Annotated in this window: 12 protein-coding genes; 10 read left to right on the forward strand and 2 right to left on the reverse strand. The window is 67.6% G+C overall.

The genetic code is table 11. The features are described from left to right. The first annotated feature begins 250 nt into the window (after positions 1 to 250). The 3 genes from ACZ6SF_RS29120 to ACZ6SF_RS29130 all read left to right on the forward strand — a co-directional run bounded on the left by ACZ6SF_RS29120 (position 251) and on the right by ACZ6SF_RS29130 (position 4306). Positions 251 to 1495, forward strand: a complete 1245-nt coding sequence (locus ACZ6SF_RS29120; protein ID WP_466066358.1) for a cytochrome P450 family protein — start codon at positions 251 to 253, stop codon at positions 1493 to 1495. Between the two features lie 579 nt (positions 1496 to 2074). Then, positions 2075 to 3064, forward strand: coding sequence for a radical SAM protein (locus ACZ6SF_RS29125; RefSeq protein ID WP_466066360.1), 990 nt, complete (start codon positions 2075 to 2077; stop codon positions 3062 to 3064). Between the two features lie 15 nt (positions 3065 to 3079). Then, the gene (locus ACZ6SF_RS29130) at positions 3080 to 4306 is read left to right on the forward strand and encodes a cytochrome P450 (RefSeq protein ID WP_466066362.1); all 1227 of its coding nucleotides are present in this window, start codon (positions 3080 to 3082) and stop codon (positions 4304 to 4306) included. A 51-nt stretch (positions 4307 to 4357) separates the two neighbouring features. On the opposite strand, the gene ligA is transcribed toward ACZ6SF_RS29130, so the two are convergent. After that, positions 4358 to 6349, reverse strand: a complete 1992-nt coding sequence (gene ligA / locus ACZ6SF_RS29135) for an NAD-dependent DNA ligase LigA (RefSeq protein WP_466066364.1) — start codon at positions 6347 to 6349, stop codon at positions 4358 to 4360. A 203-nt stretch (positions 6350 to 6552) separates the two neighbouring features. Between ligA and ACZ6SF_RS29140 the strand changes: the two genes are divergently transcribed. The 6 genes from ACZ6SF_RS29140 (at position 6553) to ACZ6SF_RS29165 (ending at position 14587) form a co-directional block, all read left to right on the forward strand. Continuing rightward, the gene (locus ACZ6SF_RS29140) at positions 6553 to 8532 is read left to right on the forward strand and encodes a neutral/alkaline non-lysosomal ceramidase N-terminal domain-containing protein (protein WP_466066365.1); all 1980 of its coding nucleotides are present in this window, start codon (positions 6553 to 6555) and stop codon (positions 8530 to 8532) included. A 375-nt stretch (positions 8533 to 8907) separates the two neighbouring features. Further along, on the forward strand, positions 8908 to 10053 hold the full coding sequence (locus ACZ6SF_RS29145) for a GTP-binding protein (RefSeq protein WP_466066367.1): 1146 nt from the start codon (positions 8908 to 8910) through the stop codon (positions 10051 to 10053). Positions 10054 to 10269: 216 nt separating this feature from the next. Further along, positions 10270 to 11634, forward strand: coding sequence for a glutamine synthetase family protein (locus ACZ6SF_RS29150; RefSeq protein ID WP_466066368.1), 1365 nt, complete (start codon positions 10270 to 10272; stop codon positions 11632 to 11634). Between the two features lie 79 nt (positions 11635 to 11713). Continuing rightward, the gene (locus tag ACZ6SF_RS29155) at positions 11714 to 12418 is read left to right on the forward strand and encodes a gamma-glutamyl-gamma-aminobutyrate hydrolase family protein (protein ID WP_466066551.1); all 705 of its coding nucleotides are present in this window, start codon (positions 11714 to 11716) and stop codon (positions 12416 to 12418) included. Then, on the forward strand, positions 12415 to 13773 hold the full coding sequence (locus ACZ6SF_RS29160; protein WP_466066370.1) for an aldehyde dehydrogenase family protein: 1359 nt from the start codon (positions 12415 to 12417) through the stop codon (positions 13771 to 13773). Before ACZ6SF_RS29155 ends, ACZ6SF_RS29160 begins: the two co-directional genes overlap by 4 nt. Before the next feature lie 49 nt (positions 13774 to 13822). Continuing rightward, positions 13823 to 14587, forward strand: coding sequence for a 3-oxoacyl-ACP reductase (locus tag ACZ6SF_RS29165; RefSeq protein ID WP_466066372.1), 765 nt, complete (start codon positions 13823 to 13825; stop codon positions 14585 to 14587). 10 nt (positions 14588 to 14597) lie between these two features. Here ACZ6SF_RS29165 and ACZ6SF_RS29170 read toward each other — a convergent pair whose 3' ends face one another. Beyond that, complete coding sequence (locus tag ACZ6SF_RS29170; protein WP_466066374.1) at positions 14598 to 15227, reverse strand: TetR/AcrR family transcriptional regulator; 630 nt, start codon at positions 15225 to 15227, stop codon at positions 14598 to 14600. 81 nt (positions 15228 to 15308) lie between these two features. Here ACZ6SF_RS29170 and ACZ6SF_RS29175 point away from each other — a divergent pair, with 81 nt between their 5' ends. Then, positions 15309 to 16271 carry a zinc-binding dehydrogenase gene (locus tag ACZ6SF_RS29175; protein WP_466066376.1) on the forward strand — a complete coding sequence of 321 codons (963 nt, stop codon included), beginning with the start codon at positions 15309 to 15311 and terminating at the stop codon, positions 16269 to 16271. Positions 16272 to 16368 lie beyond the last annotated feature (97 nt).

Raw genomic sequence — 16368 nt, forward strand, 5'->3', positions numbered from 1 at the left:
CGCGGCAGCGGGTCCGGACTTTTCACCACGGCCCCGCGATGTCGTCCGAACCCGTCACAAGCGCGCGCCGGCCCGCGTCGTGGGGGGCAGGGCGCGGCTCATAGTGGCCGATCGCACGATTCGCCCGCTTGCGGCCGATCCGTGACACCAATACTGTTCCGACACAGGAGATGTCCCGAAATGGACAACTTCTCGGATATGTCGCAGTTGGCTTTCATTGGAGTTCCAGGCTTTGACCAAGTCTCTACCCTTGCCCGAAACCGGCGCCGCCGGATGCCCGTACTCCTCTCCCGGCCGGACCGATGCTCCACATCGTGATGCTCTGTACACCGAGGAATATGCCGCCGATCCGCACGGCTTCTTCGCCCGAATGCGGCAGCGGCACAAAACTCTCGCACCGGTGGAACTCGCCCCGGGGATTCCGGCCACCCTGGTGATCGGCTACCACACCGCGATCCGGATCTACAACGACCCCGAACACTTCCCGGCGGACGCGCGTTCGTGGGAGAAGTCCGTTCCCGCCGACCACCCGCTCATGCCGATGATGGGATGGCGGCCGAATGTGATGCGCAGTACGGGTCGCGAGCACTCGCGGTACCGGCAGGCGATCACGGCCGCCCTCGACGGTGTCGATCTGTTCTCCATGCACCAGAACGTCGAATCGATTGCCGCGCCGCTGATCAACGGCTTCTGTATGGACGGCGAGGCCGAGCTCATCGGCCAGTACGCATTCCCGCTGACCTTCCATGTGCTCAACGCCATGCTGGGGTGCCCACCCGATCTGGGGCAGCAGATCGCGGCCGGGATGGCCGCGATGTTCGAAGGCGGCGGGGCCGCGACCGAAGCGGACGCCAGGATCAACGAAGCGCTCTTCGAGCTGGTCCGGCTCAAACGCACCGAACCCGGTCGCGATATCACCTCTCGGCTGCTGGCCCATTCGGCGCAGCTCGGGGACTCGGAGATGGTGCACCAGCTGGCCGTGCTCTACGGGGCGGGGATCGAGCCGCTGACCAATCTCACGGTCAACACCCTGCTGCTCATGATCACCGACCCGCGGTTCACCGGCACACCGGCGCCCGGCGCGGCGCCGACCACTCAGGACGCGCTCAACGAGTTGCTGTATACCGATCCGCCGATGGCGAACTACTGCCTCAGCTACCCGAGGCAGCCGATCATGCTGGACGGGGTGTGGCTTCCCGCCGATCAGCCGGTCATCATCGGCATGTCGGCCTGCAACAACGATCCGGCGATCCACGCGGGCGAGTACACCGACAACAACGCGCATCTGGCATGGGGTTCGGGCCCGCACGCCTGCCCCGCGCGGTCGATTGCCTACATGGTTGCCCAGAACGCGATCGATCAGCTGCTGGACGCGCTCCCCGAAATGCGCCTTGCCGTCCCGGCGGACCAACTGCATTGGCGGCCGGGACCTTTCCACCGCGCGCTGTCGGCCATGCCGGTGCGTTTCCCGCCTTCTCCGCCGCTCGGTCTGTGACGTCGTGGCGGTGTAGCGAGGTGCGGCCGCACCGTCACCACGAATAGCGTTGCGAGCGAATCCCCGTCGCCGTGCGCCGGGCGAGCCGTGCCCGCGGTGGGGCTCGGCGGTATGTCCGGTGTGCGAAGCCTGCCGTTTTGGGTGGCGTAGGATTTGCGCGTCGAATTATGTTGGGCCGGAATAAGTCCGGAAATGATGGGCTGAATCCCTAAAAGGGTCAGTGATAGCCCGGAGGGATCGCGCTGTACCAGGGTCTGTCCTAGACTGTTTTCTAGCGCTAACGAGTTCAGTATCGTAGGACCGATCCGTATCCGCTTCTCGCCAACCCACCTGCCGATCCGTTGATTCGGCAGCGCATCGGCAGCATCGTCGGACATACCGACTCCGCCGGTGACATCCAGCATCGCGCAAATCTTGCCGCATCGCACCGAGGAGGATGTCGTGCCTCAGCCTGTTTTCTTGGACGTCAGGCCAAGTAAGGAACGCATATTAACCCGAGCATTCGAGCTCGCGCAAGAGGATCCGGCGCTGGGCGAACGTTTGATGCGCGTCAACGAAGTAGCCAGAGGTATTCGCACGGTGGAGGTGTGGGTTACCGACGCGTGCAACCTGCGGTGTAAGGGCTGCTGGTTCTTCGAACACGATATGGACAAGCAGAGCATCGAGATTCGTGACCTCGATACCATTCGCGCGTTCGCCGAGGATCTGCGCGATACCAAGAAGATCACCAGCACACTGCTGATCGGCGGTGAACCGGCATTGGTTCTGGATCGGGTCCGGGTGTTCGCGGAGACGATCCGCCATGTCACGGTGGTGACGAACGGGACGCGGCCGATACCCTACGACGGGCTGGAGGATCTGGCCATCGCGGTATCCCTGTGGGGCGGCGGTCCCATCGACGACGAGCTACGTGGCCACGGGCCCAACGGCCGGCGGATCAGCGGATTGTTCGGTAAGGCGCTGCGCACCTACGCCGGCGATCCCCGGGCCACCTGGGTCTATACCCTCAGCGAGGCCGGGATGCCCTACCTCGAACGAACCGTCGAGGCCATCGCCGCCAACGGTAACCAGATCAACTTCGGCTACTACAGCGACAACGGCACCGATCCCACCGCGCGCCTGGCCAATGAGGAACGCGCGATCCAGGAAATGACCCGGATGCGCGAAACCTACCCCGACACCGTCATCGGCGACCCCTACTACTACCGGACTCTGGTCACCGGCCGTACGCACTGGGGCACCTTCGGCCGCGAGACCTGCCCCAGCATCAGCAACGACCATCCCGCGCATACCGCGCGCCTCACCGAAGGCCACCCGATCGTCGGCCGCTTCAACGCCTACCGGACCGACCACAGCGTGCAGTACTGCGCCACCACCGGAGACTGCGACAACTGCCGGGACAGTCAGGCGGTCTGGAGCTGGTTGCTGGTCAATATGCACCGCTTCCTCGGCGACGTGGAACAACTGGACACCTGGGTGACGCTGGCCGAGAACTTCTACCGCCAGTACTACTGGTCCAGCTACCACCCGGCCCGGCAGGCGCCCGCGGAATCGGCGGTCGGCGCCTAGCGCCGGGATTTCGATATGGCGCTACCGTCTCTGGAGAAGGCGCGGCTCTTCTCCGATGTCCTCCGCGGTGACCCGGGGGCCCGGATCCTCTGGGCCCCACCCGGGGCCGACCGGCATCGGCACTACGAGAAGATCCGCGCCCGCGGGCCGCTGGCCGTCAGCCGTCGCGGTCTGCTGTTCACGGCTTCCCACTCGGTGGGTCACCAGGTCCTCACCAGTGGCGATTTCGGGCCGGCGCCCATCGGCGCGTCGGCCCGCCGCCGTCACGAAACCGGCGACGTGACGCTCGTGCATCCGGTCGACGATTCCTTCCTGAAGAGGGATCCACCCCGTCATACGGAGCTGCGATCCCTCGTCGCGTCCACCTTCCACCGGCGCGCGCTCGCGGATCTCGGGCCACGGATCGAGAAGATCGTCGGGCACCGGCTGAACGAACTTCCCCGCGGTCGCGTCACCGATCTGATCACGAACTACGCCGAAGCCGTTCCCATGGCGATGATCTCCCATATTCTCGGGCTACCGGATACGGAGGCTCCGCGATTCGCCGCATGGGGAAACGTGCTCGCGTCGTTGCTCGACGGCGCCAGGACGGCGGAGGAACGGCAGCGATCCCGTGCGCTCGTCACCGAGATGACCGCGTACTTCCGGGATCGCCTGGAGCATGCCGATCCGCAGGGCGACGGGCTCATCGCCGAACTGGCGCGGCAATGCCCGGAACAGCTGAACCTGCGCGAGGCGATCGCCACCTGCAGCATGCTGCTGGTCGGAGGTTTCGGTACCGCCACACATCTGCTCGGCAACACCCTGCACACGCTGCTGCGCCGGCCGGACCTGCGGCCCGCCGACGGTGACTATTCGGCGGTGATCGAGGAATCCCTGCGCTACGACACCCCGGTCCGGTACGTCGTCCGGGTGGCCAGGACCGATACCGCGCTCGCCGACCGGATCATCACCGCGGGCACGCCGATCGTGGTGCTGCTCGCCGCCGCGAACCGGGATCCGGAGATCTTCACCGACCCGCATGTGTTCGATCCCCGGCGGCGCGAACCTCATCGCCACCTCACCTTCGGCGCCGGTATTCATTTCTGTATCGGCTCCGCACTGGCCCGCGCCGAGGCTGTCGTCGCTGTCCAGCGATTCTTCGAGAGGTATCCGGATGCCCGGACAGCGGGAAGGATCTCCCTGCTGCAATCCCGGGCGCTGCACGGGCTACGCGGACTGCCCGTCGTTCTCGGGGCCTGAGGCGGCGGGGCAGGTCCCCCCTTCCGCTCCCGGCGCCCTCGGGCGACCGGGTCAGACGACTCCCGCGGTGATCAGCAGCGTCCAGATCTCGCCCTGATCGACGACCTCGACCCCGAGTTTCTCCGCCTTCGCCAGTTTGCTGTCGCCGACTCCCGCGCCGGTGATGAGCAGATCGGTATTCGCCGATACCGAGGACGCCGCGGTGGCGCCCGCCCTCTCACACAGGCGCTGGAATGTCGGGCGGGCGACCTTCTCCCCGGACCGGGGATCGCTGATCGCACCGGTGATCACCACCGTTTTGCCTTCCAGCGGTGCCCCGGCCGCGACCACCGGGGGAAGGTCCTCCTCGAGCACGTCCAGGCAGACGCCGTACTCGCGCAACCGCTGCAGCTCCGGCCGGAGCCGCGTCAGGTGCTCGACCAGCGAGGCGGCTACCTTCGGACCGATATCCTCGACCGCCACCAGCCGTTCCGCTCCGGCGTCGGCCACTTCCTCCAGCGACCGGAAACCCGCCCGGGCGAGCCGGGCGGCGGTCCCGTCCGACGCCATCGGGATGGCCAGTCCGATCAGCGCGCGCCGCAACCCCACCCGGCGGCCGGCCTCGATCGAATCGATCATGCGGGTGGCCGAGACCTCACCGATCCGCTCGAATTCGAGCAGGCGTTCCTTGGTGAGCGTGTAGAAATCCGACGGGCGTTCCAGGATTCCCGCCTCGGCCAGGCGTTCTATCCAGACCTGGCCGAAGGCGTCGATATCGGCCGCCGGACGCGATGCCCAGTGGATGAGGCGGCGCACCGTCTGCGCCGGACAGGAAACGTTGGTGCAGAACAGCTCCCGGCTGTTGCCCTGCTCGATCACCGGCTGGGCGCACGACGGGCATTCGGCCGGTGCGATTATCTCGCGCTCGTCGCCCGTGCGTTTCGAGGCGTCGAGGACACCGGCCACGAAGGGGATCACATCGCCCGCGCGGCGCACCAGCACGGTATCGCCGATCTTGATATCGCGGGCCCGGATGACCTGCTGGTTGGCCAGGGTCGCCTTCGTGACCGTGGTCCCGCCCACGAACACCGGTTCCAGCCGGGCCACGGGGACGATCTTGCCGGTTTTGCCGACATCCCAGACCACATCGTCGAGCAGGGTGGTCTTCTCCTCGGCGGCGAATTTGAAGGCCAGCGCGCCGCGCGGGGAATTCGACCGGGTCCCGGCGGCGGCGTAGGCCCCGCGGTCGGCCAGCCGCAGCACCGCCCCGTCGATATCGTAGTCGAGGTCGTTGCGACCCTGCTCGATCGCGGTGATCGCCGCCTGCGCCTGCTCGGCATCGGCGCACAATCGCATCCGCGCACCCGCGATCCCCAGGGCCCGCAGGCCCTCTTCGAGATCGACCGCGGCGTCCCCGTCCGCGGCGTCCAGATCGAAGCCGAAGAACCGCAGGCGCCGCTCGGCCACCGTGGCCGCGTCCTTGGCCCGCAGCGTGCCGGCGGCGGCGTTACGTGGGTTGATCAGCGGCTTGTCCGGGTGCGCGGTGTTGTAGGCGAGGAAGGTCGACCGCAGCATCACCGCTTCCCCGCGCACCTCCACCCGTCCTGTCGCGGCGATGCGGTCGGGCACGCCGTCGACCAGGGCACGGACCAGCACGGTCACATCGTCACCGGTGGTGCCGTCGCCGCGGGTCACCGCCCGCAGCAGCCGTCCGTCCTCGAAGACCAGCGCCAGCGACAGGCCGTCGAGCTTGGGCATCACCACCACGGGCTGGCCCGGGAAGCGGTCGAAGAAGCCCGCGACCTGCTCGGGTGTGGTCGCCTTCTCCAGCGAGAGCATCGGCCTCGAATGCCGGATCGGGGCGTGCAGCACCGCGGGTGCGCCGACCTGGTCCAGCGGGTTCGGATCCGGCGCCAGCGTGGGGTGCGTCGCGATCAGACCGCGTAGCTCGTCCTCGATCGCGTCGTACTCGGCATCCGCGACCAGCGGCGACCCCCGATAATAGGCGTCGCGCAGCGCCACGATACGGTCCGCGAGCTCTTGAATACGTTCACCGGCTTCCACGGACAAGACGCTACCCAGGGATACCGACACGCCGGGTACCACGGTCGACCGTGTCGGCGACGGGAGCCGCACCCGGGCTCGGGCGCACCTGTGGACCGGCGCCGGAGTTCACACCATGCGACCCGGACCGGGTCCTTGCTAGTTTGTCCGTGTATCCGAACCGCTCTCGCGGGCCTATTCCAACAGAACAGAAGTAGAGGTCGATGCCGGAACCGAAATACTCGTCCGACCGCCACCTGGTCGGGCGCGCCATCGCCGACATCACCGGGGAAGCGGCCGAGGCCGGCATGCTCGGTTACGGCCGGGCAGAGCAATTGACCGCCGGTATCCATCTCCGATTGCGTTCGCGCGCTTTCGTCTTCGCCGATCCGATCGTCGATCGGCGGGTGCTGCTGATCGTCAACGAGCTGCCGTTGATCTTCTCCGGCGTCACCCAGGAGGTACTGCGCCGCCTGGCCCAGCGGTTCGGCGACACCTACACCGAGTCGAATGTGATGCTCACCGCGACGCATACCCATTGCGGACCGGGCGGCTATTCACATCACCGGTTGTACAACCGCCCCGGCGGATTCCGGCCCGATACCTTCGCGGCGATCGTGGACGGCATCCTCGAAGCGGTCGAGCGGGCGCACGAGGACATCGGGCCGGCCACCCTGCGATTGGCGCACGGCGAACTGCGCGATGCCAGCGTGAACCGCGCGCGGGCGGCGTTCGACCGGAACCCGCAGGAGGAACGAGAGTTCTTTCCCGATGCCATCGACCCGCAGACGACCCTGCTCCGCATCGACCGTGACGGCGAACCGATCGGCGCCGTCAACTGGTTCGCCACCCACGGTACGTCGATGACGAACCGGAACACACTGATCAGTGGCGACAACAAGGGATACGCGGCCTATCACTGGGAGCACGAGGTCGAAGGTGTGAACTATCTGGCGGACCCGGATCCCGACTTCGTCGCGGCGTTCGCGCAGACCAACACCGGTGATATGTCGCCCAACCTGGCCGGAAAGCCGGGTACCGGCCCGACCGGTGACGAGTTCGAGAACACCCGGATCGTCGGGCTGCGTCAGTACGAGGCGGCGGCGAAACTCGCCGCGGATTACATGCCCCGGATGGCCGGCAGGATCGATCACCGTTCCGTGAATGTGGATCTGTCCGCGATCACCGTCTCCGCGGAATTCACCGGAGACGACCGTGAGCACCGCACCGGACGGCCCGCGGGCGGTGCGGCCGCCTTCGCCGGCGCGGGCTTCGACGGGCCCACCGGCTGGAAGACCTTTCGCGAAGGCCGCAATCCGGGCTGGGGGCTGCTGTCGCGAATCGCGTACCGATTCTCGCCGTCGCTGCGGGATGCCCAGGCGCCCAAGGCCATTGTCGCCCCGGGCGGACTGCTCGACCGGTTCGGGCCGCTCGTCGCGGAGATCGTGCCGGTGCAGCTGCTCCAGATCGGCGAGCTGTATCTCCTGGGTATTCCGGGCGAGGTGACGATCACGGCCGGCCTGCGGCTGCGGCGGACGGTGGCCGCCGTCCTGGGCGTAGAGCCGGTGAACGTGCTGGTCGCCGGATACAGCAATGCCTACATCCATTACGTCACGACCCCCGAAGAGTACGACGAACAGCGCTATGAGGGCGCGAGCAGCCTGTTCGGCCGATGGGCGCTGCCGGCCCTGCAGCAGATCGCGGCCGGGCTCGCGACCGCGATGCGTGACGAGGTTCCGGTCGCCTCCGAGGTCGAGGCGCCGGATCTGTCGGAGTTGTGGGAGTCCGCGACAACGCCTGTCCCGCCGGACTTCCCGCCCCCCGGGTGCGATTTCGGTGACGTGCTCACCGAGCCCGCTTCGTCCTATCGCGCGGGGGAGAAGGTGGAGGTCGAGTTCGCCGGCGCGCATCCCAACCACAACCTCCATCGCGGCAGCACGTATCTCATGGTGCAGCGCCACGACGAACAGCGCTGGCGGACCATCGCCGACGACGGCGACTGGTCGACCACTTTCGCCTGGGCGCGTGGGCCCGCCTCGAGTTCGCGGGTCACCGTCACCTGGCACAGCCCCCCGGACGCGACGCCCGGCCGCTACCGGATCCGCTACTTCGGCGACGCCGTGCGGTTCGGTAGCGACAGTGTTCCGATCAGCGGTACCTCGCCGGAGTTCCGGATTCACGACGAGGACGACGCCGAAGTGTGACGAGGGCGATGCCCGGTGAATCCGGATGGCCGCCGGAGGTATGGGCAGCCCTCCGTCCGGGCTGTCCGGCGACCGGTTGCTGCCGGCTCCCGTTGATCGGGAAAATCGAGCCGGGAGCGCTCGGCGTGGACGCCCGAGATGGCGTGCAAGCAGCATCCGCTGCAGCAGGGCGGGCGAGACGAACGCGGCGATCGCCCCGCTCACCAGCACGCCGAGCACCAGGAACGGTACGGCCTGGACGAACACACTGACGAAGTTCGTGGTGGCGGCCTGGAATTTCTTGGAGGCGTCGCCGATTCGGGTGAGCAGGGGAGTGGCGAAGAGACCGTGAGAGCCCGATGACAGGGCACTAATGAAAACGGTTATCATTTGCGTATGACTGCCACCGTAGCGTCCCAGCTGCCCGTGACCGTGCTCTCCGGTTTCCTCGGCGCCGGAAAGACGACCCTGCTCAATCACATCCTCGCCAACCGGGAGGGACGCCGGGTCGCGGTGATCGTGAACGATATGAGCGAGGTCAATATCGACGCCGCGCTCGTGGCCGGGCAGGGACATCTCGACCGGACGCAGGAGAAACTGGTCGAACTGACCAACGGATGTATCTGCTGCACCCTGCGCGAAGATCTGATCGAGGCCGTCGGGCGCCTGGCCCGGGAGAACCGATTCGACCAACTGGTGATCGAATCCACCGGGATCTCCGAGCCCATGCCGGTGGCGGCGACCTTCGAATGGGAATTCGAGGACGGCTTCTCGCTCGGTGAACTGGCCCGGTTGGACACCATGGTGACCGTGGTGGACGCCTCCACCTTCCTCACCGAGGTTTCCAAGGGCGAATCGCTGGCCTCGCGCGATCTGCAGGCCGGCGAGGGCGATGAACGCGGTATCGCCGATCTGCTCTCGGATCAGGTGGAGTTCGCCGATGTCGTACTGATCAACAAAACCGATCTGGTCGGCGAACCGCTGGCGGGCGCGGTCGAGACCATGGTGCGCCGGATGAATCCCCGCGCCGAGGTCATCCGCATCCGGAACGGGGTCGTCGCGCTGGACAAGGTGCTGGGGACGGGTCGCTACGATCCGGTCGCCGCGGCGACGGCCGAGGGCTGGCAGGACGAGCTGGCCGGGACGCATATTCCCGAAACCGAGGAATACGGCATCAGCAGTCTGACCTTCACCGCCGATCGTCCCTTCCACCCGCGGCGTCTTGCGGATGTGCTCGGTGGATTGCGAAGGGTGCTGCGTAGCAAAGGGTTCTGCTGGATCGCTACCCGGTCCGAGGTGGCGGCGCTGTGGTCGCAGGCGGGCCCGAATCTGACCTTCGAACCGACCGGGTGGTGGTCCGCGCTCGATATGGCGCCCGGTCAGGAGGTGGTGTTCATCGGGGTGAAACTGGACCGCGACGGGCTGCGGGCGCAACTCGAGGACGCGCTGCTGACCGACGTCGAATACGCGGAAGGCGCGAAGGCGTGGGAGAGGTACGCCGACCCTTTCCCCGAGTGGGGCGCCCTGCACGAGCACGCCTGATCCCTCCGGCGTGGCCCATCAGCGCGGTGGGCCGGCGGCCCTCGTCGGATAGGAGGTGAGGAGGACGACCATCTCGGTTACTACCCGCCTGCTCGGCGATAGGCGCCTTGCCGCCGGACCGCGAAAGGTACTCGGTGCCCGAGGCCTCGTCGAGTTGCCGACCGGGCAGGTCCGTGGTGCTCTAGCGTGAGCACGGTGGGCCGAGAGGGGTCGTGGATGCGTAGCGGAATGTTGAGTGTGGCGCAGTTGCGCGACCGGGTCGACGAGGGCGAGATCGATACGGTGCTCGTCGCGATGACCGATATGCAGGGCCGATTGCAGGGCAAGCGCTGCGCGGCCCGGTATTTTCTGGACGAGGTGGTCGAGCACGCCACCGAGGCCTGCGACTATCTGCTCGCGGTGGATGTGGATATGGCGACCGTCGACGGTTACGCGCTGTCGTCCTGGGATACCGGGTACGGGGATGTGGTGCTGCGGCCGGACCTGGACACTCTGCGGTGGGCGCCGTGGTGGCCGGGCACCGCGCTGCTGCTGTGCGATGTGGAGCATGTGACGCCGCGGGGGCGGCCCGTCGCCGTATCGCCGCGCCAGGTGCTGCGCAAGCAACTGGACCGGCTCGCCGAGCGGGGCCTGCGCGCGTTCGCCGGGACCGAACTCGAGTTCATGGTGTTCGACGACAGCTACGAGGCGGCCTGGAATTCCGGGTATCGCGGACTGACACCGGCCAACCAGTACAACGTGGACTATTCGATGCTCGGAACCGGTCGGGTCGAGCCGCTGCTGCGCCGCATCCGGAAGGAGATGAGCGGCGCCGGACTGTATGTCGAATCGGCCAAGGGTGAATGCAATCCCGGCCAGCACGAGATCGCGTTCCGGTACGACGAGGCGCTGGTGACATGCGATAATCACAGCATCTACAAAACCGGGGCCAAGGAGATCGCGGCACAGGAGGGTCGCAGTCTCACATTCATGGCGAAATACAATGAACGCGAAGGTAATTCGTGTCATATTCACCTCAGCTTGCGCAGCGAAGCGGGTGAACCGGTATTCGCCGGAGACAGCGCCAGCGGGTTGTCGGCGCTGATGCGACATTTCATCGCCGGCCAGCTGGATTGCCTGCGGGAATTCACGTACCTGCTGGCGCCGAATATCAATTCGTACAAGAGATTCGCCGACGGTAGTTTCGCTCCGACCGCGGCGGTATGGGGATGGGACAACCGGACCTGTGCGATTCGCGTGGTCGGTGAGGAGCTCTCGCTGCGGATGGAGAACCGCGTACCCGGCGGTGATGTGAATCCGTATCTGGCCGTGGCGGCCCTGATCGCGGCCGGACTTCACGGCATCGATCGGCAGCTGCCGCTGGAACCGGAGTTCCGGGGTAATGCCTATCGCAGCGATCGGCCGCGCGTTCCGCATACGCTGCGCGAGGCGGCACAGCTGTTCGGGAACAGCACCGTAGCGCGCGCGGCTTTCGGTGACGAAGTCGTCGACCACTACGGCAACGCGGCACGCGTCGAGTTGGACGCCTACGACGCGGCCGTTACCGACTGGGAGCGGATCCGTGGATTCGAACGGCTCTGATTCCGCGCCGCCGCTAGCCACAGGTCGGGATACGAGTCCGGGTGTGCACACCCTCCCGCACCCACCCGTGTCCTGTCCGGTGATCGGGTTGCCGACGTATGTGGAGCGGACGCGCTTCAACGCATGGGATCTGCCGGGCGCGGTGCTGCCCCACTCCTACGTCGAGATGGTGGTGGCCGCGGGCGGAATCCCGGTTCTGCTACCACCGGCGGGCGTCGCGCGCCGCGAGCTGATCGGCCGGCTCGACGGGCTGGTGCTCACCGGCGGCGCAGATATCGATCCCGCCCGCTACGGCGGCCCGGCGGGAGCGCCCGGCTATACCCGGGCCGACCGCGACGAATCGGAGTTCGGCCTGTTCGAGCTGGCCAGGGCAGCCGGGATGCCGATCCTCGCGGTATGCCGCGGCCTGCAGTTGGCGAACGTGGCACTCGGCGGCACACTGATCCCCCATCTGCCCGATATCGTCGGCCACGACGAGCATTCCGGCACACCGGGCGGTTTCACACCCATCCGGGTGCGGACCGTCGACGGCAGCCGGGTCGCGGCACTGGTGGGTGCCGAACTGAAGGTCAACTGCCATCATCACCAGGCTCTCGACCGGATCGCCGCGGGCCTGACCGCCACCGCTCACGCCGTCGACGGCACAATCGAGGCCGCGGAGGCGACCGACGGTTCGTTCCTGGTGGGGGTGCAATGGCATCCCGAAACCGACCCCGCCGATCTCCGGATCATCCGGGCCTTGGTCGAAGCAGCGGACAGCTACCGAGAGGAACGTGACTCGTGACGACAGCGCAGGTGGTCAACCCGGCGACCGAACAGGTCGTCACGACCGTCGAACTGGCCGGCGAAGCGGAAACCGACGCCGCCGTCGCCGCGGCCCAGCGGGCGTGGCTCACCTGGCGGGAGGTGGCGCCCGGCGACCGTGCCCGGCTACTGCGGCGGTTCGCCGAAGCGGTCGACGCCGACCTGGAGAACCTGGCGCGGCTCGAGGTGACCAACTCCGGGCACACCCTCGGTAACGCGCGCTGGGAGGCGGGCAATGTCCGCGATCTGCTGCACTACGCCGCCGGGATGCCGGAGCGGTTGCTGGGCGCGCAGATCCCGGTGGCCGGGGGCGTGAACATCACCTTCCACGAACCGCTCGGCGTGGTCGGGGTGATCGTGCCGTGGAACTTTCCGATGCCGATCGCGGCCTGGGGTTTCGCGCCCGCGCTCGCGGCAGGCAACACCGTGGTCCTCAAACCCGCCGAACTCACGCCGCTCACCGCGCTGCGGCTCGGCGAACTCGCCCTCGAGGCGGGTTTGCCGGAGGGAGTGTTTCAGGTGGTGGCGGGTGCGGGTTCGGTGGTGGGGCAGCGCTTCGTCACCCATCCCGCGGTCCGCAAGGTGGTGTTCACCGGATCCACCGAGGTGGGCAAGCAGATCATGGCCGGCTGCGCACAGCAGGTGAAACGGGTGACCCTGGAACTCGGCGGCAAGAGCGCGAATATCGTCTTCGCCGACGCCGACCTGGAACAGGCCGCGGCGACAGCGCCCTACGGGGTGTTCGACAACGCCGGCCAGGATTGCTGCGCCAGGTCACGCATTCTGGTGCAGCGCAGTGTTTTCGATCGCTTCCTCGAGCTGCTGGAACCGGCGGTCCAGGGCGTCCGGGTGGGGGATCCGGCCGACGAGTCCACCGAGATGGGGCCGCTGATCTCCGCCGCGCACCGGGCGCGCGTCGCCGAATTCGTGCAGCCCTCGACCACGGTGGCGTTCACTGGCAGCGCACCCGACGGCCCCGGATTCTGGTATCCCCCGACCGTGGTGCTTCCCGGATCGGCGTCCGACCGGGTGCTGACGGAGGAAATCTTCGGACCGGTGGTCGCGGTGCTGCCCTTCGACGACGAGGCCGACGCGCTGCGGATCGCCAACGATACGACCTACGGCCTGTCCGGCTCGATCTGGACCGGCGATGTCGGCCGGGCGCTGCGGATGGCGCGCGGAGTCGAGGCCGGCAATCTGTCGGTGAATTCGCATTCCTCGGTGCGGTATTGGACTCCGTTCGGAGGATTCAAACAGTCCGGGCTCGGCCGCGAACTCGGACCCGATGCCGCACTCGCGTTCACCGACACCAAGAACGTCTTCCTCGCCACGTAGCCGGCTTCCAGCGGAAGGCAGCCGGCCAGCACATTCGACAGGAGATACAGTGCAGCGTCTACAGGATCGAGTAGCCGTCGTCACCGGTGGCGGGAGCGGAATCGGCCTGGCCACGGTCCGCCGGTTCGCCGCGGAAGGGGCGAAGGTGGTCGTCGCCGATATCGACGCCGATACCGGGCGGGCCGCCGCCGAGGAGGTCGGCGGCCTGTACGTCCAGGTGGATGTCACGGACGAAGCGCAGGTCGAGGCACTGTTCCAGAGCGCGGTGGATACCTACGGCGGGTTGGATATCGCGTTCAACAACGCCGGTATCTCACCCCCGGACGACGATTCGATCCTGACCACCGGCATCGATGCGTGGCGCCGCGTGCAGGAGGTCAACCTCACCTCGGTGTACCTGTGCAGCAAGTACGCGATCGCGCGGATGCTCAAGCGCGGCAAGGGTTCGGTGATCAATACCGCCTCGTTCGTGGCGGTCATGGGCGCGGCCACCTCGCAGATCTCCTACACCGCCTCCAAAGGCGGAGTGCTGTCGATGAGCCGCGAACTCGGCGTGCAGTTCGCCCGCGACGGTATTCGGGTCAATGCCCTGTGCCCGGGCCCGGTGAACACACCGCTGCTGCGTGAACTGTTCGCCAAGGACCCCGAACGCGCCGCCCGCCGGCTGGTCCACGTGCCGGTCGGACGCTTCGCGGAACCGGAGGAGATCGCCGCGGCCGTCGCATTCCTCGCCAGTGACGATTCCTCGTTCATCACCGCGTCCCAGTTCCTGGTCGACGGCGGCATCAGCGGCGCCTACGTGACGCCGCTGTAGCAGACCCCGGTCAGCGGACCGCGCCCCTGTGGAACAGTGCGGGGGCGGGCGGCAGACCGGAGTTCGCCTCCGACTCCCGGAAGGCATCGATGGCCAGGGCGGCGAAGCGGCGCGCGGCGGCTTCCCGGGCGGGTATCGGAATCGTGGTGGGCCCGCGCGCGGCCAGCAGGACCAGTACGAGGTCGTCGATGGCGAAGTCGGATCGCAGTCCACCGGCGGCCTGGGCGCGCCGGGCCAGCTCACCGAGCATCCGGAAAAGGGTCGCGCGGTGCGCGGCGAAACTATCGGTTTCCGGGTTCGCCGCGAGGAACGCATCCACGAACCCCCGGTTGTGCGAGTTGAGCACACTGATCCGTTCGATAACAGAGCAGAACCCACGCCACGGGTCGGAATCGGCGCAACCGTCCGCCACGATCCCGTGGCACGACCGCATCTCGTCGGCGAAGGCGGCGTCGACCAGTATCTGTTTGGTCGGGAAGCGCCGGTAGAGGGTCGCCGGCCCCACCTCGGCGCGGCGTGCGATCTCGCGCATGGTGAAGTCGATTCCGCGTTCCGCGAACAGCGCCCGTGCGACCCGGAGGATGCGGTCGTGGTTGTCCTGCGCGTCGCCGCGCAGTATCCGAGGCAATCGATCGGTCATGAGTCTCACTTCGATAAAACGGACGGGGGCGTCCACTACCGTCGCCAACGTACCGCAGAACGGACTGAGAGGCAGGTAGTCGTGCGCGCAGTGGCGATCCGGGAATTCGGCGAACCGAGTGGTATGGCGGTGATCGAGGCCCCGGCCCCGGCCCCGGACACCGGGCAGGTGGTGATTCGGACGGAGGCGATCGGAGTCGGCGGTGTCGACGCTGTGATCCGCCGTGGGACGCTCGGCGACTTCGGATTCGCCGCAGGGCTGATCCCCGGGAGTGAGATCGCCGGGCGAGTGATCGCGACCGGGGCAGGCGTGGCCGAATCGTGGGTGGGACGACGGGTCTGGGCGTTCACCGGCCTCGGTGGCGGCTACGCCGAACAGGCCGTCGCGCCGATCGGTGACGTGGTCGCACTTCCCGCTGGACTGTCGCCGATCGACGCTGTCACCATCGGCAGTGCCGCCCCGGTCGCCCATTTCGCGCTTGCTCACGCGCATTTCACACCGGGGGAGTCCGTACTCGTGCGCGGTGCGGCCGGCAGTATCGGCATCGCGACGGTGGAAGTCGCGGTGCGGGCGGGTGCGGCCGCGGTCGCGGTCACGACGTCGTCACCCGAACGCGGCGACCGGCTCCGCGCCCTCGGAGCGACCCATGTCCTCGACCGGGCGGGCGCGGGTGATCCGGCCGCACCGTCATCCTTCGACGTGATAATCGATATCGCCGGCGGCGCCGGGATGCCCGCGTTCCTCGACCGGCTGGCCCCCAACGGCCGCTATGTCGTGGTGGGTGCGGTGGCCGGGCTGCCGCCGGCCGACTTCGGCGTCCGCCTGCTCGGCGCGTTCCGGCATTCCCGGTCCGTCGCCACCTTCAGCCTGGACACCGTCGGGATACCGGCCAGGGACGCCGTCCGGGCCGAACAGTTCGCCGCCGCCGCACGCGGCGAACTGCACGCCGTCGTTCATGAGGTCCTTCCGCTGGGATCGGCCGCCGAAGCGCATCGCCGCATGGATCAAGGCGTGGTCTTCGGCCGAATCGTGCTCACGCCCTGAACGCCGCCCAGGGAGCCCTCTCCGCGCCGGTCACGCTGGATCGCGACATACCAACGGCACGTTGCTCCCTGAAACGGCCGAGGACGTGCTCGACGCA

Source organism: Nocardia sp. NPDC049935, from assembly GCF_055586645.1.